The sequence below is a fragment of the Pseudomonas sp. ADAK13 genome (assembly GCF_012935715.1).
Classification (GTDB): domain Bacteria; phylum Pseudomonadota; class Gammaproteobacteria; order Pseudomonadales; family Pseudomonadaceae; genus Aquipseudomonas.
The window spans coordinates 1,970,905-1,991,962 of record NZ_CP052860.1 but is presented as its reverse complement, the minus strand read 5'-3'; the positions used below and the strand labels follow the sequence as shown (position 1 = coordinate 1,991,962).

At 60.5% G+C, this 21,058-nt stretch carries 18 protein-coding genes; 7 read left to right on the top strand and 11 right to left on the bottom strand.

The genetic code is table 11. From position 1 onward, the window contains the following. The first annotated feature begins 141 nt into the window (after positions 1–141). Entirely contained in the window at positions 142–1,068 is a 927-nt protein-coding gene (epsC, locus tag HKK54_RS09350) for a serine O-acetyltransferase EpsC (RefSeq protein ID WP_010168915.1), read from the top strand. Between the two features lie 366 nt (positions 1,069–1,434). Next, positions 1,435–3,396 (top strand): choline transporter BetT, encoded by a 1,962-nt coding sequence (gene betT, locus HKK54_RS09345; protein WP_169389266.1) that lies wholly within the window; start codon positions 1,435–1,437, stop codon positions 3,394–3,396. 3 nt (positions 3,397–3,399) lie between these two features. On the opposite strand, the gene HKK54_RS09340 is transcribed toward betT, so the two are convergent. Beyond that, positions 3,400–3,648: a hypothetical protein gene (locus tag HKK54_RS09340; protein ID WP_010168918.1), complete on the bottom strand. Its 249-nt coding sequence runs from the start codon at positions 3,646–3,648 to the stop codon at positions 3,400–3,402. A gap of 176 nt (positions 3,649–3,824) precedes the next feature. Continuing rightward, complete coding sequence (locus HKK54_RS09335; protein ID WP_010168919.1) at positions 3,825–4,556, bottom strand: SDR family oxidoreductase; 732 nt, start codon at positions 4,554–4,556, stop codon at positions 3,825–3,827. A gap of 119 nt (positions 4,557–4,675) precedes the next feature. Here HKK54_RS09335 and HKK54_RS09330 point away from each other — a divergent pair, with 119 nt between their 5' ends. From HKK54_RS09330 to mgrA, 3 genes are all read left to right on the top strand, one after another. Continuing rightward, positions 4,676–5,566, top strand: a complete 891-nt coding sequence (locus HKK54_RS09330) for a LysR family transcriptional regulator (RefSeq protein ID WP_169386641.1) — start codon at positions 4,676–4,678, stop codon at positions 5,564–5,566. A 161-nt stretch (positions 5,567–5,727) separates the two neighbouring features. Beyond that, the gene (locus tag HKK54_RS09325; RefSeq protein ID WP_178121018.1) at positions 5,728–7,056 is read left to right on the top strand and encodes an OprD family outer membrane porin; all 1,329 of its coding nucleotides are present in this window, start codon (positions 5,728–5,730) and stop codon (positions 7,054–7,056) included. A 109-nt stretch (positions 7,057–7,165) separates the two neighbouring features. Continuing rightward, entirely contained in the window at positions 7,166–8,203 is a 1,038-nt protein-coding gene (mgrA, locus tag HKK54_RS09320) for an L-glyceraldehyde 3-phosphate reductase (RefSeq protein ID WP_169386639.1), read from the top strand. 68 nt (positions 8,204–8,271) lie between these two features. Here the strand turns inward: mgrA and HKK54_RS09315 are convergent, their stop codons facing one another. The 9 genes from HKK54_RS09315 to HKK54_RS09275 all read right to left on the bottom strand — a co-directional run bounded on the left by HKK54_RS09315 (position 8,272) and on the right by HKK54_RS09275 (position 18,456). Next, on the bottom strand, positions 8,272–9,474 hold the full coding sequence (locus HKK54_RS09315) for a helix-turn-helix domain-containing protein (RefSeq protein WP_169386638.1): 1,203 nt from the start codon (positions 9,472–9,474) through the stop codon (positions 8,272–8,274). A gap of 3 nt (positions 9,475–9,477) precedes the next feature. Continuing rightward, positions 9,478–10,155, bottom strand: a complete 678-nt coding sequence (locus HKK54_RS09310) for a hypothetical protein (RefSeq protein WP_169386637.1) — start codon at positions 10,153–10,155, stop codon at positions 9,478–9,480. A 122-nt stretch (positions 10,156–10,277) separates the two neighbouring features. Continuing rightward, positions 10,278–11,114: a taurine dioxygenase gene (tauD, locus tag HKK54_RS09305; RefSeq protein ID WP_169389265.1), complete on the bottom strand. Its 837-nt coding sequence runs from the start codon at positions 11,112–11,114 to the stop codon at positions 10,278–10,280. Between the two features lie 22 nt (positions 11,115–11,136). Next, the gene (tauC, locus tag HKK54_RS09300) at positions 11,137–11,973 is read right to left on the bottom strand and encodes a taurine ABC transporter permease TauC (protein WP_169386636.1); all 837 of its coding nucleotides are present in this window, start codon (positions 11,971–11,973) and stop codon (positions 11,137–11,139) included. Next, positions 11,970–12,749, bottom strand: coding sequence for a taurine ABC transporter ATP-binding subunit (gene tauB, locus HKK54_RS09295; protein WP_029615807.1), 780 nt, complete (start codon positions 12,747–12,749; stop codon positions 11,970–11,972). Before tauB ends, tauC begins: the two co-directional genes overlap by 4 nt. An 18-nt stretch (positions 12,750–12,767) precedes the next feature. Beyond that, positions 12,768–13,745 (bottom strand): taurine ABC transporter substrate-binding protein, encoded by a 978-nt coding sequence (gene tauA, locus HKK54_RS09290; protein ID WP_003213167.1) that lies wholly within the window; start codon positions 13,743–13,745, stop codon positions 12,768–12,770. Between the two features lie 206 nt (positions 13,746–13,951). Further along, on the bottom strand, positions 13,952–15,535 hold the full coding sequence (gshA, locus tag HKK54_RS09285) for a glutamate--cysteine ligase (protein ID WP_169386635.1): 1,584 nt from the start codon (positions 15,533–15,535) through the stop codon (positions 13,952–13,954). Between the two features lie 213 nt (positions 15,536–15,748). Next, on the bottom strand, positions 15,749–16,132 hold the full coding sequence (locus tag HKK54_RS09280) for a PaaI family thioesterase (protein WP_169386634.1): 384 nt from the start codon (positions 16,130–16,132) through the stop codon (positions 15,749–15,751). Beyond that, the gene (locus tag HKK54_RS09275; protein ID WP_010168933.1) at positions 16,132–18,456 is read right to left on the bottom strand and encodes a Tex family protein; all 2,325 of its coding nucleotides are present in this window, start codon (positions 18,454–18,456) and stop codon (positions 16,132–16,134) included. Before HKK54_RS09275 ends, HKK54_RS09280 begins: the two co-directional genes overlap by 1 nt. Positions 18,457–18,813: 357 nt before the next feature. On the opposite strand from HKK54_RS09275, the gene ompR reads away from it, so the two are divergent. Together ompR and HKK54_RS09265 are read left to right on the top strand one after the other, a co-directional pair. Next, the gene (ompR, locus tag HKK54_RS09270; protein ID WP_003213175.1) at positions 18,814–19,554 is read left to right on the top strand and encodes an osmolarity response regulator transcription factor OmpR; all 741 of its coding nucleotides are present in this window, start codon (positions 18,814–18,816) and stop codon (positions 19,552–19,554) included. Positions 19,555–19,670: 116 nt separating this feature from the next. After that, entirely contained in the window at positions 19,671–20,984 is a 1,314-nt protein-coding gene (locus HKK54_RS09265) for an ATP-binding protein (RefSeq protein WP_003213176.1), read from the top strand. Positions 20,985–21,058: the final 74 nt, after the last annotated feature.

Sequence of the window (21,058 nt, the reverse complement as noted above, 5' to 3'; positions counted from 1 at the left end):
CACCGACTATAGGCAGGCACTTTTGCGTGGGCAACCGTCAATCGCTTATGTCGATGGGTTATTAGCATTGCACTATTGGTTCTTAAGGGCGCTCAGGTGCCTTGCCGTAAAGTGATGGGCATTTCGTCAGGAGTGAAGACCGTGAGTGAGCGTTCCAGTCATTGGCAATTACAGACCATCGTCAGCCAGCTGCGCAGCGCCCGGGACCAGTGGCGCACCCGCAACGGCCGGGTCAGCGGCGAGCAGGGCGGGCGCGAGCTGCCTTCACGGGAAGCCGTGGCGCAGATTCTCGAGGCGTTGTGCGGTGCGCTGTTCCCCATGCGTCTGGGGCCGGTGGATTTGCGTGAAGAGAGTGAAGACTTCTACGTCGGCCACACCCTGGATGTGGCGCTGAATGCGTTGCTCGCCCAGGCGCGGCTGGAGTTGCGTTACGCCGCGCGGCAAGGTGGCCAGGATGACAGCGAGGTGGACGCCCATGCGATCCACCTGATTCAGGATTTCGCCCTGGCGTTGCCCGCCTTGCGCAGCCTGCTGGATACCGACGTACTTGCCGCCTACCACGGCGACCCGGCGGCCCGCAGCGTGGATGAAGTGCTGTTGTGCTACCCGGGCATCCTGGCGGTGATTCACCATCGGCTGGCTCACCACCTGTACCGTGCGGGCTTGCCGTTGCTGGCGCGCATCAGTGCGGAAATCGCGCACTCGGCGACCGGGATTGATATCCACCCCGGCGCGCAGATCGGCCCGAGCTTCTTTATCGACCACGGGACGGGTGTGGTGATTGGCGAGACCGCGATCATCGGCGAGCGGGTGCGGATCTACCAGGCCGTGACCCTGGGCGCCAAGCGCTTCCCGGCGGATGAAGACGGGCAGTTGCAGAAGGGCCATCCGCGGCATCCGATTGTTGAGGATGATGTGGTGATCTACGCCGGGGCGACGATCCTGGGGCGGATCACGATTGGCAAGGGTTCGACCATTGGCGGCAACGTGTGGCTGACGCGCAGCGTGCCGGCGGGGGCGAACCTGACCCAGGCGAACCTGCAGCATGATGACGGGACGCAGAAGTAAAACACTGCTCTCTCTAACGATCACACAGATCAAATGTGGGAGCTGGCTTGCCAGCTCCCACAATGGATCGCATTCCAGTCTCGGCCAGTATTTCACTCAGCAATCGCTGAACGTTTTGTCATCCCCACACGTCATACCTTTCCTTGAGCTAGTGTAGGAAACACCTACCACTCGGCCCTGCGATTAGTCCTCAAACCCCTATCCATGTTTAACTTGACTGTTCGTTCAAGTTAAATCGGTGGTTCGCTGCCCGCTCACAACAGGAGGCTTACCTTTGCTGAGTCTGTTTTTCACAGCCACATCCCACACCCTTGAGGTGCGCCCTACATGAGTGCATCGTCCACACCTTCCAGCGGTCTGGTCCGCATGAACCCGCCGGTGTTTTACTTCGCCGCGAGCTTCATCCTGCTGTTCGGCCTGACCGTCATCGCGATTCCCGAACAAGCCGGCGCCTGGCTGCTGGCGGCACAAAACTGGGCGGCCAATACGGTCGGCTGGTACTACATGCTGGCGATGACCCTGTATCTGGTCTTCGTGGTGGTCACCGCGTTATCGGGCTACGGCAAGATCAAACTCGGTGCCGACCACGACGAGCCCGAATTCAGTTACCTGTCCTGGGCCGGCATGCTGTTCGCCGCCGGCATCAGCATCACGCTGTTTTTCTTCTGCGTTTCCGAGCCATTGACGCACCTGGTGCAACCGCCCCAGGGCGAAGCCTTGAACGGTGACGCTGCGCGCCAGGCCATGCAGATCCTGTTTCTGCATTGGGGCCTGCATGGCTGGGGCGTGTTCGCCTTCGTCGGCATGGCCCTGGCGTATTTCGCCTACCGGCACAACCTGCCGCTGGCGTTGCGCTCGGCGCTGTACCCGCTGATCGGCAAGCGCATCAACGGCCCCATCGGCTACGCGGTGGACGGCTTCGGCATCATCGCCACGGTGTTCGGCCTCGGCGCCGACATGGGCTTCGGTGTGTTGCACCTCAACTCCGGGCTCGACTACCTGTTCGGCGTGGCCCACACCCAGTGGATCCAGGTCGGCCTTATCACCTTGATGATGGGCGCAGCGATCCTGGTGGCCGTTTCCGGCGTCGACAAGGGCGTGCGGGTGATGTCCGACATCAACATGCTGCTGGCCTGTGCGCTGCTGCTGTTCGTGTTGTTCGCCGGGCCCACTCAGCACTTGCTGAACACCCTGATCCAAAACATTGGCGACTACCTGGGCGCGTTGCCGACCAAGAGTTTCGACCTTTACGCCTATGACAAACCCAGCGACTGGCTGGGCGGCTGGACCGTGTTCTATTGGGCCTGGTGGATCGCATGGTCGCCGTTCGTGGGCCTGTTTATCGCGCGTATTTCCCGCGGTCGTACCATCCGCGAATTCGTCTTCGGCGTGCTGTTGATCCCGTTGGGTTTCACCCTGGCGTGGATGTCGATCTTCGGCAACAGTGCCATCGACCAGGTGCTCAACCACGGCCTCACGGCGCTGGGGCAGTCGGCCATCGATGATCCATCGATGAGCCTGTACCTGCTGCTGGAAACCTACCCGTGGAGCAAGACGGTCATCGCGGTCACGGTGTTTATCAGCTTCGTGTTCTTCGTCACCTCGGCCGACTCCGGCACTGTGGTGCTCTCGACCTTGTCGGCCAAAGGCGGCAACGCCGATGAAGACGGGCCGAAGTGGCTGCGGGTGTTCTGGGGCGCGATGACGGCGTTGGTCACCAGCGCGCTGCTGTTTGCCGGCAGTATCGACTCGCTCAAGTCGGCCGTGGTGCTGACCTCGCTGCCGTTCTCGATGATTTTGCTGCTGATGATGTGGGGGCTGCACAAGGCGTTCTACCTTGAGTCGCAGAAGCAGATCGCGCAGATGCATTCCCTTGCGCCAGTGTCGGGCTCGCGTAAAGGCACGGGCGGTTGGCGCCAGCGCTTGAGCCAGGCGGTGCATTTCCCGTCACGGGATGAGGTGTATCGCTTCCTTGAGACCACGGTGCGTCCGGCGATCGAAGAAGTGACGGCGGTGTTTGTCGAGAAGGGCCTGAGTGTCGTCACCCAGCCCGACCCGGCCAACGACAGCGTCAGCCTGGAAATCGGTCATGGTGAACAGCATCCGTTCGTGTACCAGGTGCAGATGCGCGGCTATTTCACGCCGTCATTCGCACGGGGCGGCATGGGTTCCAAGCAACTCAACAACCGCCGCTACTACCGCGCGGAAGTGCACTTGAGTGAGGGCAGCCAGGACTACGACCTGGTGGGCTACACCAAGGAGCAGATCATCAACGACATCCTCGACCAGTACGAACGGCACATGCAGTTCCTGCATCTGGTTCGCTGAGGCTCAGGCCCTGATAAACAGGGCCAGTGCCACCAACGGCGCACCAAACACCACACTGCCGATCACCAGCTCCGAGACCAGGGGCTGGCCGGCAGTGACCACGCCTACCGCGCCGTTTACCACCGCCACCACCAGCCAGACCCCGACAAAGCTGTAGGCCAGAATGTGCCGGCTGACGCCAAGCTTTTGGCCGATAAACAGCATCAACACGAGCAGGATCAGGCCGGAGGTGATGACGAGTGCGGTGTGCATGGCTGAAGTCTCCTGATACCCGCTGATTCACAGTGAACACCAAATCTGTGGCGAGGCAGCTTGCTCCCGTTGGGCTGCGAAGCGGCCCCAAAATCTTGGGAGGGCTACGCACTCCAGCGGGAGCAAGCTCCCTCGCCACAATATTAGTGCGTCGTAGAGTGAGTGGTTGTGTGGTTTCAGACCAGGCCGCCATTGGCCCGCAGGATTTGCCCGTTTACCCAGGCACCGGCCGGGCTCACCAGGAACGACACCACGCGGGCGATATCTTCGGGTTGGCCAAGGCGTTCCAGTGGCGCCATCTTGGCCAGGCCCTGGATCTGCTCTTCGCTTTTGCCATGCAGGAACAGCTCGGTAGCCACCGGGCCGGGGGCCACGGCGTTGACGGTGATGCGACGGCCGCGCATTTCCTTGGCGAACACTTGGGTCAGGGATTCCACGGCTGCCTTGCTGGCGATGTACACCGCGTAGCCGGGGAAATTGAGGCCGACGGTGCTGCTGGAAAAGTTGACGATGCGCCCGCCGTCATTCAGGCGGGTCGCCGCTTCACGCAGGGCGTTGAAGGTGCCACGGGTGTGGATATCGAAGTTCTGGTTGTAGAGCTCATCACTGTGCTGGGCCAGCGGCAGTACCTTGAGAATCCCGGCGTTGTTGATCAGCACATCGACCTTGCCCAGTTGGGCTTCGGTCTCGTCGAACAGGCGCTTGACGTCGGCGGCGCTGGCCACGTCGCCCTGGATCGCTATGGCTTGGTGCCCGGCCTGGCGCAACTCCACCACCAGTTTCGACGCTTCAGTGGCGCTGCTGGCGTAGTTGATCGCGACGGCATAACCGTCGGCGGCCAGTTGTTTGGCAATCACGGCGCCGATGCCACGGGAGGCGCCGGTAATGATAGCAACTTGAGTGGTCATGATCAGGTTTCCTTGGGAGAGTGGCTGGGTGTGGAAGCAGATTCACATGTTTACCCAAGCCGATAAATGCGCCAGAGTTGCCTTGACTGTTCAAAAATCGCCAACAATGGAGACTCAACGTGGACCAGGTCAAAGCGATGAAGGTGTTCGTACGAATCTACGAGCGCAGCAGCTTCACGCTCGCCGCGGATGACCTGAACCTGCCGCGCGCGACCCTGACCCACACCCTCAACCAGTTCGAAGCCTGGCTGGGCACGCGGTTGCTGGAGCGCAGCACCCGCCGCGTGCGCCCAACGCTCGATGGCGAAGCCTATTACCTGCGTTGCGTGCAGCTGCTGGCCGAGCTGGAAGAGGCGGAACTGGCGTTCCGTTCGGTGGCGCCCAAGGGCCGCCTGCGCGTGGATTTGCACGGCACCCTGGCCAAGTACTTCGTGATCCCGGCACTCCCGCAATTCATGGCGCGCTACCCGGAAATCGAACTGTCCATCAGCGAGGCGGACCGCTTCGTCGACTTGATCGCCGAAGGCGTGGATTGCGTGCTGCGGGCAGGCACCCTGGGGGATTCGGCGTTGATCGGCAGGCGTGTCGCGACGCTGCGCCAGGTGACCTGCGCGAGCCCGGCGTACCTGCGCAAATACGGCGAGCCGAAAAGCCTCGACGACCTGGGTGAGCACCGGGCGGTGAACTACGTTTCGCGCACCACCGCCAAGCTGTTTCCGTTCGAATTCGTGGTCGACGGCCAGGTGCAGGAAGTCACGATCGAGGGGGCGCTGTCGGTGTTCGGCGCAGAGATTTATTCCGCCAGCGCGGTGGCCGGACTGGGCATTATCCAGTGCCCGCACTACCGCATGGCCGAGCTGATTTCCCAGGGCGTGATGCAGGAAATCCTCACCGATACACCGCCGCCCTTGATGCCGGTGTCGGTGCTTTACCCGCAGAACCGACACATGTCGCCGAGGGTGCGAGTGTTCGTCGATTGGCTCGCCGAAATCTTCGCCACTGCCCGCTAACCCGCGTACTTACTGGGTTTCTTAAATTTAATTTCATCCGGGTAAAGGGTGTTTTGACTCCGAACTGTCACATGGCCATCGCCTAATTGTGTGAAGCGTTTGACGCTTTCATTTCAGAACAGTGACGGAGACCGGTACCAATGAAGACGTTATTAAGCCCCATGGTGGGTGCCGCCATGGCGAGCTTTATGCTGTCCGCCCACGCCGATTTTATCGATGACAGCCACGCCGACGTGACCCTGCTCAACCGCTACCTCAATCAGCAGGGGCGCGATGTGGTGAACAGCAATAACAAGGCCCACAGCATCCGTGACTGGGGCCAGGGTTTTGAATTCAACTTCAAGTCGGGCTACACCGAAGGCACCGTAGGTTTTGGTCTGGACCTGCAGGCGTTCTACGGTTTGAAACTGGACTCCGGTGGCGACCTCAACGACAAGGATCACCAGGGCCGCTACCCCGGCAGTATGTTCCCGCTGGATGACGGCAAATCGGCCGACCAGTTCGGCGTGCTCAGCCCGACCTTCAAGATGCGTTTCGCCCAGGATGAATTGCGCGTCGGTACGCTCTACGGCAACAACCCGGTCCTGGCCAACACCGACGGCCGCCTGTACCAGCAGACCAACACCGGCGTGCAGTTGGTTTCCAAAGACTTGACCGACTTCACCTTTACCGCCGGTGACATCCTCAAGACCAAGATCCGCAACGAAACCGGCGACCAGGGCATGATCACCGCCGGCGGCACCAAAGAGAGTGATCGCTTCCTCTACGGCGGTGCGGACTACAAAGGCTTGCCGGACACCACCGTCAGCCTGTGGTACTCGAACCTTGAGGATTACTACCAGCAGTTCTTCCTCGGTGCCAAGCGCCATGACGCCTTGCCTGTCGGCGCGATCGACACCGACATGCGCCTGTACCGCAGCCTGGGTGTGGGTGAAAACGCCGCCGGCGACAAAGACTATTCCGCCGCCGGTCTCTACGGTGACGGCACCTCCAAGGGCCGCATCAACCAGTCCACCGTCAGCCTGCTGGAAAGCTACAGCCTGGACGGCCATACCGTCGGCCTGGGCATCCAGAAAAACAGCGGCGACAGCGACTTCCCGTACCTGGATTCCGGCCTGAACAGCGGTGCCAGCAACCAGGGCCCGGGTTCAGGTGCCGACACCCCGGCACTCACCAACATGCAACTGAACAAGTTCCAGCACGCCGGCGAGCGCACTTGGCTGGCCCAGTACAAATATGACTTCGGCAAGCTCGGCCTCAATGGCCTGACCTTCGCCACGTCCTACGCACACGGTGATGACATCCGCACCACCCAAGGCACCACCAGCGAATGGGAACGTAACGTCACCGTGGCATACCAAGTGCCCACCGGCACCCTCAAGGGCCTCGGCGTAACCTGGCGAAATGCCCACGCCAGCCCGGATATCACCGGTGCCACCGTGCAAGATGAAAACCGCTTCTATGTGAGCTACGTCGTTCCACTCTGGTAGGAAATTGCTGTACAAAGAGCAAGCACACTTAAGCGATTCAGCTGCTTAAAAGGCTTGGGAATATCCTTATTCCCAGGCCTTATTTGCTCATAAGACCAGAGAGGATTCGATGACTTACATTGCTGCCGAAAACCGCTATGAATCTATTCCTTACCGCCGCGTAGGTCGCAGCGGACTGGTGCTGCCGGCACTGTCCCTGGGGCTGTGGCACAACTTTGGCGACAGCACCCCCATCGAGACCCAGCGCGCCTTGCTGCGCACCGCGTTCGACCTGGGTATCAACCACTTCGACCTGGCCAACAACTACGGCCCTCCGTACGGCAGCGCCGAGATCAACTTTGGCCGTTTGCTGCGCGAAGACTTCAAGCACTACCGTGATGAACTGATCATCTCCAGCAAGGCCGGCTGGGACATGTGGCCGGGCCCTTACGGCCAGGGCGGCGGTTCGCGCAAATACGTACTGGCGAGCCTCGACCAGAGCCTGCAACGCCTGGGCGTCGACTACGTGGACATTTTCTATTCCCACCGTTTTGATGCCGACACCCCACTGGAAGAAACCGCCAGTGCACTGGCCACCGCCGTGCAACAGGGCAAGGCGTTGTACATCGGGATTTCGTCCTATTCCGGGGTAAAAACCCGCGAGATCGCAGCGCTGCTTCAGGAGTGGAAAGTTCCGCTGCTGATCCACCAGCCGGCCTACAACCTGCTCAACCGCTGGGTGGAAAAAGACCTGCTGGACGTCACCGAAGAATTCGGCGCCGGGGTGATTGCGTTTACCCCGTTGGCTCAGGGTTTGCTGACCGACAAATACCTCAACGGCGTACCGGCGGATGCGCGGGTGAATCGTCCGGGTGGCGGTTCATTGCAGGCCAAGCACTTGTCCGAGGCCAACATTGCCCATGCGCGTGCGTTGAATGAAATCGCCAAGCGCCGTGGCCAGAGCCTGGCGCAGATGGCGTTGGCGTGGACATTGCGTGATCCACGCGTCACCAGCGCCCTGATCGGTGCGAGCCGGCCGGAGCAGATCATCGAAAACGTCGGCGCGTTGCAGAACCTGAGCTTCAGTGCGCAAGAGCTGGCGGAGATTGACCGGTTTGCCCAGGAAGGCGGGATTAACTTGTGGGAGAAGCCGTCTACGGCTGAGTAGTGATGCCAACAAGCCCGACCTTTAAAGGGGGAGGGCTTGCTGTCGGCAATAGGGAAGGTGGCTGGCTGTTACTTCCTGTTCGGGAAACCGAGTATTTCAGCGGTGTCGCTAAAGAAAGTCTCCCTTGGGGACCTGGTTCTCAACTGCATATCTATAACCTGCGACTTGTCCGGGAGGTTGAAATAACCTTCGTCCAAGCAGCAAAGGCTTTCCAATATTGGAATAGGAAGCCCCAGCAACTGTCTAACCTGAGATCGAGAAAGCACTTTGTTTTCAATAAGCATTTTGACGCCACGGCTAAGTAACTGAGGCTTTTCAAAATCAAAGTCGCCATCCAGAGGCTCGCCTTTGACCCAGCCTCTTGCTGAGCGAGCTTTCCATAGTCTTGTGGTTGTGGTGTCGTTGATGATTTTCAGGTCAAGACAACGTCTTACCATTGCAGCCACTGATACTTTCCAGCGTGGCTTCAGAGCTAGCAATGTATCCAGAGTAGGCCAGCGTACCTCTCTCAAAAAGCTCTCGGAAGGCAGCAAAAAAGCGCTTGCAAAGCGATGAGCCTGGGATTCAAGAAGGTTGTAATTTGAGTCGTACTGAGCTTTTGAGACATGCCTATGGAGCACGATGTGTCCCAACTCGTGGGCGGCATCAAATCGATTTCTGATCCCATTCGCTTTGTCTGCGACAAGAAGCACGTAGGGGCGCCGATCAAGGTTATACCAGTTTGATACGCCATCCATTTTCAGATGGCCAAGTAAGGTACGAGCACAAACGATGCCAGCGTTCTCCATGACCTCAATCACATTTGGGATTGGTGCAATTCCTAGCCCCCAAGCTTGGCGGCACTTACTAGCCATTTGCTCGATCTCCTCGTCGGAGATCAGCTCACAGTTGCGCTCTTCCAAATGGGGTACGTTGACCTCAATGAACTCGAGACTTTCTTGAAGCTTGTACGAAATTTCTTGCAGCCACTCTAAGCGTACTTCAGCTATTTCTCTCGCGTTGGTTGTGGTGCTGACCTGTGACCGAAAGAAAAATGGTGTGTTTTCGTGATGAGCAATTTGCTCTTCAAGGAGCCAATTTTCACTCACGCCAAAGACCTCGCATAAACGCTGAAAGGCATCAACCTCTGGAACCTGCAGGCCATTTTCCCACTTGGAAATATTTCCAGAGGCGCGTCCCACCATCTCGGCCAAAGCCGTTTGGGTCATACCAAATGCCAGGCGCAACTGCTTGAGGCGCTCTGACTGAAAGCCCGCGACTCCCGTTCTCATGGTTTACCTCTTGGCGTTTTGCTCGTCATCAGCTTGCTCGTCGGTTTCTTCCGCGCGGCGCATCTTATCTCGTAACTTCACCAGTTCAACCGGTTCCTGCTGAACTGTCTCGTTTTCAGAATAGCTTTGAAGCAAATCGTCGAAGGTGCAATTCATATGGAATCCGTTGCCGTTGAAATATGGCACGGCCATCATGATTGCTCGCGGTTCAGATTGATCTCCGATGCGCGGCGGGGGCGCATGGACTACGACAAGCGCGTGAATCAATTGTTCGGTGACGGTTTGTGTGAGCCCGTCAATCCAATCCATCTGAGCCGACGCCAGAGATTCATTCAGCGTTTTTAGCTCGTTTCGATGTTTGGCTGTGCGGATTTCTTTTTGCCATGGCAACACCACAGCCGTAATACGCAGCGAGCCGAGCTCAAGGAGCACATAGTTGTGCCCTTTTGGATCGGTTGTTTTAAGAATTGGGTTCCATCTTGTCATGCCCGCCAAGGCTTCTTGGATCAGAGAGTGCCGTAAATGCCCTCGCAAATCTTCAGGTGGCGTATGAATCAATAGCTCTTGAGTTTCCTTAAGCGCTTTTTGAAAGGTCTGAGGGAGTAATACCCCCAACTCCTCGAAAAACTCCCTGTCTACCTGCGCGCGAATGAACTCTTGTATTTCTTCTTTTGTGACCATGAAAACACCACTCACTATTCGGTAAACGGATTTTTACTCCATATTTATTCGTTATGGAAGTGGTCTACTGTTTTTTTATCCAGTTTAAAGGCTGGGATGTTGTCATGTACGGCGGGAGCCCCCTAAAACGGCACATCCCCCAAAATCGTTGCCCGATGCATCACCCGCCGTTGCGGCCGGTAGTCATCCACGGCGTAGTGCTGGGTCACGCGGTTGTCCCAAAACGCCACGTCATTTTCCTGCCAGCGCCAGCGAATGGTGAACTCCGGCCGGGTGGCATGGGCAAACAACAGCTTCAGCACCGCTTCGCTTTCCGCCGGCTCCAGTTCGTTGATCTTGCTGGTGAACCCCTCACTGACGAACAGCGATTTGCGCCCGCTCACCGGGTGCGTACGAATCACCGGATGGGACAGTGGCGGGTTCTTGCGCCGGGCTTCTTCCCAGCGCGCCAGGTCTTGCGGCGTGTTGCCGTAGCGTTCCAGCGGGAAGGAGCGCGTGAAGTCGTGGGTCGCGGTCAAGCCGTCCAGCAGTTTTTTGAACGGCTCGGACAACGCCTCATACGCAGCAATCCCGCTGGCCCACAATGTGTCGCCGCCGAACTCCGGCAGCAGCTTGGCGCTGAGTACTGCACCGAGGGCCGGGGTGGGCAGGAAGGTCACGTCGGTGTGCCAGATGGCGTTGTCGCGCACGTCGGTCACGGCGGTGTCGAGGATCAGCACTTCAGGCTGTTCCGGCACGTTGGGGTAGATCGGGTGAATGTGCAGGTCGCCGAAATGTGCCGCGAACCGCGCCTGTTGCTGCGGGTTGATCGGCTGGTTGCGGAAGAACAGCACCGAATGCTTGAGCAGCGCCTGTTCGATGGCGTCGCGGTGTTCGATGGTCAGCGGTTGGGTGATGTCGACGCCACTGATCTGGGCGCCAAGGGCGGTGCTGAGAGGCGTTACGGTCAGGCTGCTCATGGGGTTCTCGTCGAAGATGTGCTTAGTGTGCCTGGCCATGCCAAGGCACCAGTTTGCGCTGCAGGGCACGCAAGCCCATTTCCATGGCGAAGGCGATCAGTGCGATCACCAGAATCCCCAGCACCACCACATCGGTGACCAGGAACTGCGCGGCGGATTGCACCATGAAGCCCAGGCCGCTGGTGGCGGCGATCAGCTCGGCGGCGACCAACGTCGACCAACCCACACCGAGGCCAATCCGCACGCCGGTGAGGATGTCGGGCAGTGCGCTCGGCAGGATCACATGGCGAATCAACTGGGCCCGGGTGGCGCCCAACGACTGTGCGGCGCGCAATTTGGCCGGGTCGACCGTGCGCACGCCGGTGGCGGTAGCGATGGCGATCGGCGCAAAAATCGCCAGGTAGATCAGCAGCACCTTGGACAGCTCGCCGATGCCGCACCAGATCACGATCAGCGGCAGGTAAGCCAAGGGTGGAATCGGCCGGTAGAACTCGATCAGCGGGTCCAGAATGCCTCGGGCGATGCGATTGGAGCCGATGGCAATGCCCACCGGCACGGCGGTCAGCACGGCAAAACCGAGGCCCAGGCCGATGCGCTTGAGGCTCGCGCCCAAGTGCTGCCACAGGGTGGAGTCCATGTAGCCGGTAGTTGCCAGCAGCCAGCCTTTTTGCAGCACGGCAGAAGGCGGTGGCAGGAACAGCGGTTCGATCAGCCCGCTGGCGGTCACGGCCCACCAGATGGCAACCAGCGTCACCAGGGTCAGCACGCTGATCCAGCGGGTGCTCAGGCTGCGGCGTACAGGGACCACGGGTTTGGCCACCGGCTTGGCGGCCGTGGCCGGTAATTCGTAACTGCTCATGCGGACACCTGCCGTTGGGAGAACACCTTGCCCAGCACGTGTTCGCGGGTTTCGATAAAGCGCGGGTCGGATTTGATCGCCCGTGCCGACTCACCGGCGGCATAACGCTGGCCGAAATCCAGGCTCAGGCGCTCGACGATCTGCCCGGGGTTGGGCGCCAGCAGGATCAGGTCCGTGGCGAGGAACACCGCTTCTTCGATGTCATGGGTAATCAGGAATACGGGTTTGGCCGTACGCCGCCAGACTTGCAGCAACAGCTCCTGCATCTGCTCGCGGGTGAAGGCATCGAGGGCGCCGAAGGGTTCGTCCATCAGCAATACGCGTGGGTCGGCGGCCAATGCGCGGGCCAGGCCGACACGTTGCTTCTGGCCACCGGAGAGTTGCCAGATACGACGGCTGTCGAAACCGGCGAGGTCCACCAGGGCAAGCATTTCCCGGGCGCGGATTTCGCGCTGGGCCTTGGGCACGCCCGCCAGTTCCAGGCCGAAGCCGACGTTGGCCAGCACGTCCTGCCAGGGCAGCAGGGCGTCGTCCTGGAACACCACGCCGCGCTCGGCGCTGGGGCCTTTTACCGGCACACCGTCAAGGGTGATGCGCCCGGCACTGGGTTCGACAAAACCGGCAATCAGGTTCAACAGCGAAGTCTTGCCACTGCCGGAAGGGCCGAGGGCCACCAGTAATTGCTGGGGCCCAAGGCTCAGGGAAATATCTGCCAGTACTGGCTCCGGGCTGCCTGGGTACTGTGCGCTGATGCGCTCCAGTTGTAGCAAGGCCATCGCGGTTAACTCCTGGTATCAGTTAGTGATGAACTTCGGGCTGACGTACGGGGCGTAGTCCGGCAGTACGGCGTCGACCTTGCCTTGTTCCTTGAGGAACGCGGCGGTGTCGGTGACGGCCTTGGTGGTCGGTGCGCCGAGCAGGGTGACCTGGTCAGCCGCCAGCGGGTAGACGTTGCCTTGCAGCAGCAGCGGAATGTCGCTGGCCTTGGCCCCGGAGAGCTTCACCAGTTTGTCGACGTTGCCTTTGTCAGCCAGCCAGGCTTGTGGGTCTTTGCGGTAAGCGGCGTAGGCATCCAGGGTGACCTTGGCAAAAGCCGTGACGATTTCCGGGTGCTTCTCGGCGAAATCCTTACGTACGATCCAGGCATCGAAGGTCGGCGCGCCGAACTTGGCCAGTTCGCCGGAGGTGATCAACACCTTGCCGTTTTCCTTGGCGACGCCCAGGGCCGGGTCCCACACGTAGGTGGCGTCGATATCACCACGCTTCCAGGCGGCGATGATGGCCGGCGGGGCGAGGTTGAGGATGGTCACTTTCGAAGGGTCGATGTTCCAGTGCTTCAACGCGGCCAGCAGGCTGTAGTGGCCGGTGGAAACAAACGGCACGGCGACTTTCTTGCCGATCAGGTCCTGCGGGCTGTTGATCCCGGAACCGTTGCGCGCCACCAGGGCTTCGGCACCGCCGATCTGGGTCGCGATCAGGAAGGTTTCTACCGGCACCTTGCGGGTAACCGCAGCGGTCAGCGGGCTGGAACCAAGGTAGCCGATCTGCACGTCGCCGGAAGCGATGGCGGCGATGATGTCGGCACCGTTGTCGAATTTGCGCCAGTCGATCTTGGCGTTGGTAGCTTTTTCATAGGCGCCGTCGGCCTGGGCGACTTTCGCCGGGTCAACGGTGGTCTGGTAAGCGATGGTCACGTCGGCGGCCTGGGCAAACAGGCTGGCGCCGGCCAGGGACAAGGCCGCCAGGAGGCGAAGGGGAAAATGCAGTTTCAAGGGAGGAGTCCTCATCAGGCGGCCGGAGGTCGGCGTGTGAGAAGACTAAATGATCTAAGAATCCGAAAATAAATAACATTTTCGAATTAGCTTATGAGGGGAAACGCGGTCGCTGCGTCGATGCATAAACAGTGTAGGAGCCGGCTTGCCGGCGATGGCGTTCTTGAGGTCGCCATCGCCGGCAAGCCGGCTCCTACAGGGGCGTGTCAGTTGCTGATAGCGAGGATACTCGCCTGGTACGAGCCGACAAACACGTCAAAGTCGCCCACTTCGTTCTGCTCCAGCTCCGCCTGCTGCGCCAGCGAATTACGCGCAAGTTCCTCGAAGCGTGCCTGTTCCTCAGCCTTCAACGGCTCGCTGCGGAAGTGCTCCGCATGCGCCTGGCTCTGATGCAGCGAGAACTGCGCAAAGCTCTCTTTACGCTCGCTCATGGCCGCCAACACCTGGGCCGACGGAGTCAGGGACGAATCCTTGACCTTCGCCAACTGGGCGTCCAGCGCCTGGCTGTGTTCATTGATGCCCTGGCTCTGGTCCAGCAAGGCTGCCAACGGAGCAATCTGCTCCAGCAACTCGGCGGCCCATTCCTTCATGTCCACGGATTCGCCACGGCGCCGCAATTGCAGGCCCGGACGGCGACCTTCCTTGACCACACTGAGGAAGTTGGAGGTGGCGTTGCCGCACTCGTTGTCGGCAAACAGCGGGCTGTCGTTGAGTGCGCAATACAGCAGGAACGCGTCGAGGAAGCGCGATTCCTGCAAGTCGATGCCCATTGGCAGGAACGGGTTGATGTCCAGGCAGCGCACTTCGATGTACTGAATGCCACGGGCCATCAGCGCCTGGATCGGCCGTTCGCCGGTGTAGGTCACGCGCTTGGGGCGGATGTTGGAGTAGTACTCGTTTTCAATCTGCAGGATGTTGGTGTTGAGCTGTACCCACTCACCGTCCTTATGGGTGCCGACTTCGACGTACGGAGCGTAGGGCGTTGCCACCGCTTCGCGCAGGCTGTCGGTGTAGCTCGCCAGGTCGTTGTAGCACGGCGTCAGGCCGGCCTGGGCGTTGCTCTGGTAACCCAGGTCGCTCATGCGCAGGCTGGTGGCGTACGGCAGGTACAGGGTGTCGGCATCCAGCACTTCGAGCTGGTGCGAGCGACCGCGCAGGAAGCCGGCGTCCAGGGCCGGCGAGGCGCCGAACAGGTACATCAGCAGCCAGCTGTAGCGGCGGAAGTTACGGATCAGCGCGATATAGGCCGTGGACTGGTAGTCCCGGTCGGTGCCCACAAAGCCTTCGGCTTCCTTGAGCAGCGGCCAGAGGTCTTCCGGCAGGGAAAAGTTGTAGTGGATCCCGGCGATGCACTGCATGGTCTTGCCGTAACGCAGGGCCAGGCCCTTGCGATACACGTACTTGAGCTGTCCGATATTGGAGGTGCCGTAGTAGGCAATCGGAATATCTTCCTCGGCCGGCAACGGGCACGGCATCGATGGACTCCACAGGTACTCGTTGCCGAGCTTGCTGTAGGCAAAGCGGTGGATCTTGTCGAGGCTGCTCAGGGTGTCGGCCGGGTTGGGCAGGGCCGGCGTGATGAATTCCAGCAGCGACTCGGAATAGTCGGTGGTGATCTGTTCGTGGGTCAGTGCAGCGCCCAGGGCCTCGGGATGCGGCGTTTGTGCCAGCCGACCCTCACCGGTGACGCGCAGGCATTCGCGCTCGATGCCGTGCAGGCACTGCTCGAGCAAAGAGAGGTGTTCGTGCTTGCCTAGCAATGCCAGGCGGCGGTTGAGAAGTTCGCTCAAGTTGGATTCCTTCACGCGTCAGTCGCCCCAATATGGGGGTGGGCAGGACGGTCTACAAGGGTGAAGTGGAAACTGGCGTTATCGCCTGGTTTTCGAGCCGGATTGACCCACTCGGAAAGTGCCGCTTCATCCTTGAATCTGGCTATCGCGCACGAAGAAAAGTTCGGCGCAACTTTCGCAGCGCCGAAATTAACTCAAATCGATGACAGGGAGCTATAGGACAGCGAAGGTGCCTTGTGCTTTTGCGACCAGTTTTTCGTCCTGGTACACGTCAGCCTCGACCACCAGCGTGCGCCGGCCCGGGTGGATGACCCGGGCGGCGCACAGCACATCACCGTCGGAAACGGCGCGGATGTAGTTGATTTTGCATTCGATGGTCGCGCTCTGCTGGTCGAAACCATGGGAGCTGGAACACGCCAGCCCCATGGCAATGTCCACCAGGCTGAAGATCGCCCCGCCATGGAGCTTGCCAGCGCGGTTGCGCAGTTGCGGTTCCAGGGTCATGGCCACCTCGGCAACGCCGGTTTCCAGGCGTTGCAGGCGGCAGCCAATGAGTTCGCTGAAAGCACTGTGGGTCAAGCCGGCTGGCAGTTCCATTAACGTTTCTTCAGTTGTTTGGCGTTGGCGAACAGCGAAGCCATGGCGTTATTGGCCGGGGCTGGCGCAGTGGTTTCCTTGCGGGGTGCGCTGCCTTGGGACTGGCGTGGCGCCGAGCCTGGGCGTGCGCCGCGGGCACCGTCGATTTTCTCGCCGGGGGTGTCGCTCATGCGCATCGACAGGCCGACGCGTTTGCGCGGGATGTCGACTTCCATGACTTTCACCTTGACCACGTCCCCGGCTTTTACCGCTTCGCGAGGGTCCTTGATGAACTTCTCCGAAAGTGCAGAGATGTGGACCAAACCGTCCTGATGCACGCCGATATCCACAAACGCGCCGAAGTTGGTCACGTTGGTGACCACGCCCTCGAGGATCATCCCCAGTTGCAGGTCCTTGAGGTCTTCGACGCCTTCCTGGAACTCGGCGGTCTTGAACTCGGGACGCGGGTCGCGGCCAGGTTTCTCCAGCTCTTGCAGGATGTCAGTGATGGTTGGCACGCCGAAGGTTTCGTCGGTGTACTTTTTCGGGTCCAGGCGCTTGAGGAACGCGGCGTCGCCGATCAGCGAGCGGATGTCGCGGTCGGTTTCAGCGGCAATGCGTTGTACCAGCGGGTAGGCTTCCGGGTGGACGGCCGAGGAGTCCAGCGGGTTGTCGCCATTCATGACGCGCAGGAAACCGGCGGCCTGTTCGAAGGTTTTTTCGCCAAGACGTGCGACTTTTTTCAGCGCTGCGCGGGTCTTGAACGCGCCGTTTTCGTCGCGGTGCGTCACGATGTTCTGCGCCAGGGTGGCGTTGAGCCCGGAGATACGCGCCAGCAGCGCAACGGAGGCGGTGTTCACGTCCACGCCGACGGCGTTCACGCAGTCCTCAACCACCGCGTCCAGGCCACGCGCCAGTTTCAGCTGCGACACGTCGTGCTGGTACTGGCCGACGCCGATGGATTTCGGATCGATCTTCACCAGTTCGGCCAATGGATCCTGCAGGCGGCGAGCAATGGACACAGCGCCACGGATCGACACGTCGAGGTCCGGGAATTCCTTGGAGGCCAGCTCGGACGCGGAGTACACCGAAGCGCCGGCCTCGGAGACCATCACTTTGGTCATCTGCATGCCTGGGTATTTTTTGATCAGCTCGGCGGCCAGCTTGTCGGTTTCACGGCTGGCGGTGCCGTTGCCGATGGCGATCAGGTCCACCGAGTGCTTGGCGCACAGGGCGGCCAGGATCGCGATGGTCTGGTCCCACTTGTTGTGCGGCACGTGGGGGTAAACCGTGGCGTGGTCGAGCAGCTTGCCGGTGGCGTCGACCACGGCAACCTTGCAACCGGTACGCAGGCCCGGGTCGAGGCCCAGGGTTGCGCGCGGGCCGGCGGGTGCGGCCAGCAGCAGGTCATGCAGGTTGTGGGCGAATACGCTGATGGCTTCGGTTTCGGCGCCGTCGCGCAGTTCGCCCAGCAGGTCGGTTTCCAAGTGCGTGTAGAGCTTGACCTTCCAGGTCCAGCGCACGACTTCACTGAGCCACTTGTCCGCAGGACGATTCTGATTCTGGATGCCGAATTGTTGACCGATCATGCCTTCGCACGGGTGCATGGTGCCCGGCAGCTCGTCGCCGACTTTCAGCGCGGAGCTCAGGATGCCTTCGTTGCGACCGCGGAAAATCGCGAGTGCGCGGTGGGACGGCATGCTTTTCAGCGGCTCGTCGTGTTCGAAGTAATCGCGGAACTTGGCGCCTTCCTCTTCCTTGCCGGCGATCACGCGGGCACTGAGGGTGGCTTCCTGTTTCAGGTAGTTGCGCAGTTTTTCCAGCAGGTTGGCGTCTTCGGCGAAGCGCTCCATGAGGATGTACTTGGCGCCTTCGAGGGCTGCCTTGACATCGGCGACGCCTTTTTCGGCATCGACAAAGCGCGCGGCTTCGCTTTCCGGAGCCAGGGACGGGTCGTTGAACAGGCCGTCGGCCAGCTCGCCGAGGCCGGCTTCCAGGGCGATCTGGCCCTTGGTGCGGCGCTTCTGCTTGTACGGCAGGTACAAGTCTTCGAGGCGGGTCTTGGTGTCGGCGAGCTTGATGTCGCGTTCCAGTTGCGGGGTCAGCTTGCCTTGCTCTTCGATGCTGGCGAGGATGCTGATGCGCCGTTCGTCGAGTTCTCGCAGGTAGCGCAGGCGCTCTTCCAGATGCCGCAACTGGATATCATCGAGGCTGCCGGTGACTTCTTTACGGTAACGGGCGATGAAGGGCACCGTGGAGCCTTCATCCAGTAGAGCGACGGCCGCTTCGACCTGTTGTGGGCGTACACCGAGTTCCTCGGCGATGCGGCTGTTGATGCTGTCCATAAAACCACCTGAAATTCTGAAAGCAGGCTCGCAGGCCCGGAAAACAAGGCGTGCGAGGCTGGTTGAGCGGCCCGACTGGCGCCGCTGCCTGGGTCAAGAGGCAGCCTATTGACCCTCGAAATCGAAAAAATCACTACAAGCGGGTGAAAAAAATCCTCTGGCAGTAAACGGTAACGAACGGACGTTGCCCTGCACAAAGGCGCCGCATTATAACCAGCGATCCGCCCTTGGGGGGATTGCGGCCAAGGTTGTAAGGCGCGGGTTCGCTGGCGGTAGAGGAAAAATCTGCTAACAATGCACACGGTGCGTATAACGGCAGCTACGCCATAATGCGCGCCGAGATAAGAGGAGCATCTAATGAGCAGCACTGCACAAACTGCTGAAGGCGAAAAAATTCTCATCGTTGATGACGATCCGGGGCTGAGCAGCCTGCTGGAGCGCTTCTTCAACTCCAAGGGCTATCGTGCCCGCGCGGTGCCAAACACCGAACAGATGGACCGCCTGTTGGGACGTGAAGTCTTCAACCTGGTGGTGCTGGACCTGATGCTGCCCGGCGAAGACGGCCTGACCGCCTGCAAACGCCTGCGCGGCGCCAACAATCAGATCCCGATCATCATGCTGACCGCCAAGGGCGATGAGCTGAGCCGCATCAAGGGCCTGGAACTGGGTGCCGACGATTACCTGGCCAAGCCGTTCAACCCGGATGAGCTGATGGCGCGGGTCAAGGCCGTACTGCGTCGCCAGGCCGCCCCGGTACCGGGCGCACCCGGCAGCGAAGACGAAAGCGTGACCTTCGGTGACTACGAGCTGTCGTTGGCCACCCGTGAGCTCAAGCGTGGCGATGAAGTGCACATGCTGACCACCGGCGAATTCGCCGTGCTCAAGGCACTGGTGATGAACGCTCGCCAGCCGCTGACCCGAGACAAGCTGATGAACCTGGCCCGTGGCCGCGAGTGGGACGCCCTGGAGCGCTCCATCGACGTGCAGATTTCCCGTCTGCGCCGGATGATCGAGCCTGATCCATCCAAGCCGCGTTATATCCAGACGGTGTGGGGCGTGGGTTACGTGTTTGTGCCGGATGGCACTGCAACCAAGTGACCAATGATTTGCAGAAGCGGGCCTGCCGGTGATGATTCGATAAGAGTCAGCCGGTTGCCCGGCGTTTGCAATTCTGCGAGCCTCGCTCGCTCCTGCCAGGTGTCTAGCTGTCTTTTATGAAAACCCCGTTGTGGTTCCCGCAGAGTTTCTTCTCACGCACCCTTTGGCTGGTGCTCATCGTCGTACTGTTTTCCAAGGCCCTGACACTGGTTTATCTGTTGATGAACGAAGACGTGCTGGTGGACCGGCAGTACAGCCACGGTGTCGCCCTGACCTTGCGCGCCTATTGGGCCGCAGACCCCGAGAACCGCGAGAAGATCGCCAAGGCCGCCACCCTGGTTCGGGTGGCGGGCGCAGGCGTGCCCGAGGGTGAGCAACATTGGCCCTACAGCGAAATCTATCAGCGCCAGATGCAGGCCGAACTGGGTGAAGACACCGAGGTGCGGCTGCGCATGCATGTGTCGCCAGCGCTGTGGGTGCGGGCGCCGAGCCTGGGCGAGGACTGGCTGAAGGTGCCGCTGTATCCGCATCCCTTGCGGGGGCAGAAGATCTGGAACGTGCTGGGCTGGTTCCTGGCGATTGGTCTGCTTTCAACGGCGTCCGCCTGGATCTTCGTGCGCCAGCTCAACCAACCACTTAAACGCCTCGTATTTGCTGCACGTCAGCTGGGTCAGGGCCGGAGTGTGCGGCTACCCATCAGCGACACGCCGAGTGAAATGACCGAGGTGTACAGCGCCTTCAACCAGATGGCCGAGGATGTCGAACAGGCGGGGCGCGAGCGCGAGCTGATGCTGGCGGGGGTGTCCCATGACCTGCGCACGCCGCTGACGCGCTTGCGGCTGTCTCTGGAATTGATGGGCAACCACACCGACCTGACCGACGACATGGTTCGCGATATCGAAGACATGGACGCGATTCTCGACCAGTTCCTGGCGTTTATCCGTGACGGTCGGGACGAGGTGGTGGAAGAGGTCGACCTGACGGACCTGGTCCGTGAGGTGGTGGCGCCCTACAACCAGAACGGCGAGCAGGTTCGCATGCGTTTGGAGCCGATCCAGCCGTTCGCGTTGCGCCGGGTATCGATGAAGCGGTTGCTGAACAACCTGATTGGCAACGCCCTGCATCACGCCGGTTCCGATGTGGAAGTGGCGGCGTATGTTTCCGGGGATACCAGCGCGCCTTACGTGGTGCTGAGTGTGATGGACCGTGGCGCCGGTATCGATCCGGCGGAGCTGGAGGGCATCTTCAACCCGTTCACCCGTGGCGACCGTGCCCGGGGTGGCAAGGGCACCGGCCTGGGGCTGGCGATTGTGCGGCGGATTGCTTCGATGCATGGCGGCAATGTTGAGTTACGCAACCGGCCGGACGGCGGATTGGAGGCACGAGTGCGTTTGCCGCTTGGGCTGATGTTGCCTAGAGACGCGGTCTAGCCAGCAACGAAAAGCATATGTGGGAGCGGGCTTGTGTGGGAGCCGGGCTTGCCCGCGATGGCATCACCACGGTT

Excerpts from the sequence above, each read along its gene's own strand:
- HKK54_RS09275 (WP_010168933.1), bottom strand. The coding sequence starts at position 18,456 with ATGGACAGCATCAACAGCCGCATCGCCGAGGAACTCGGTGTACGCCCA.
- HKK54_RS09265 (WP_003213176.1), top strand. The coding sequence starts at position 19,671 with ATGAAAACCCCGTTGTGGTTCCCGCAGAGTTTCTTCTCACGCACCCTT.
- HKK54_RS09335 (WP_010168919.1), bottom strand. The coding sequence starts at position 4,556 with ATGACCACTCAAGTTGCTATCATTACCGGCGCCTCCCGTGGCATCGGC.
- HKK54_RS09325 (WP_178121018.1), top strand. The coding sequence starts at position 5,728 with ATGGTGGGTGCCGCCATGGCGAGCTTTATGCTGTCCGCCCACGCCGAT.
- mgrA (WP_169386639.1), top strand. The coding sequence starts at position 7,166 with ATGACTTACATTGCTGCCGAAAACCGCTATGAATCTATTCCTTACCGC.
- tauC (WP_169386636.1), bottom strand. The coding sequence starts at position 11,973 with ATGAGCAGTTACGAATTACCGGCCACGGCCGCCAAGCCGGTGGCCAAA.
- HKK54_RS09310 (WP_169386637.1), bottom strand. The coding sequence starts at position 10,155 with ATGGTCACAAAAGAAGAAATACAAGAGTTCATTCGCGCGCAGGTAGAC.
- tauB (WP_029615807.1), bottom strand. The coding sequence starts at position 12,749 with ATGGCCTTGCTACAACTGGAGCGCATCAGCGCACAGTACCCAGGCAGC.
- HKK54_RS09340 (WP_010168918.1), bottom strand. The coding sequence starts at position 3,648 with ATGCACACCGCACTCGTCATCACCTCCGGCCTGATCCTGCTCGTGTTG.
- HKK54_RS09315 (WP_169386638.1), bottom strand. The coding sequence starts at position 9,474 with ATGAGAACGGGAGTCGCGGGCTTTCAGTCAGAGCGCCTCAAGCAGTTG.
- tauD (WP_169389265.1), bottom strand. The coding sequence starts at position 11,114 with ATGAGCAGCCTGACCGTAACGCCTCTCAGCACCGCCCTTGGCGCCCAG.
- betT (WP_169389266.1), top strand. The coding sequence starts at position 1,435 with ATGAACCCGCCGGTGTTTTACTTCGCCGCGAGCTTCATCCTGCTGTTC.
- HKK54_RS09280 (WP_169386634.1), bottom strand. The coding sequence starts at position 16,132 with ATGGAACTGCCAGCCGGCTTGACCCACAGTGCTTTCAGCGAACTCATT.
- ompR (WP_003213175.1), top strand. The coding sequence starts at position 18,814 with ATGAGCAGCACTGCACAAACTGCTGAAGGCGAAAAAATTCTCATCGTT.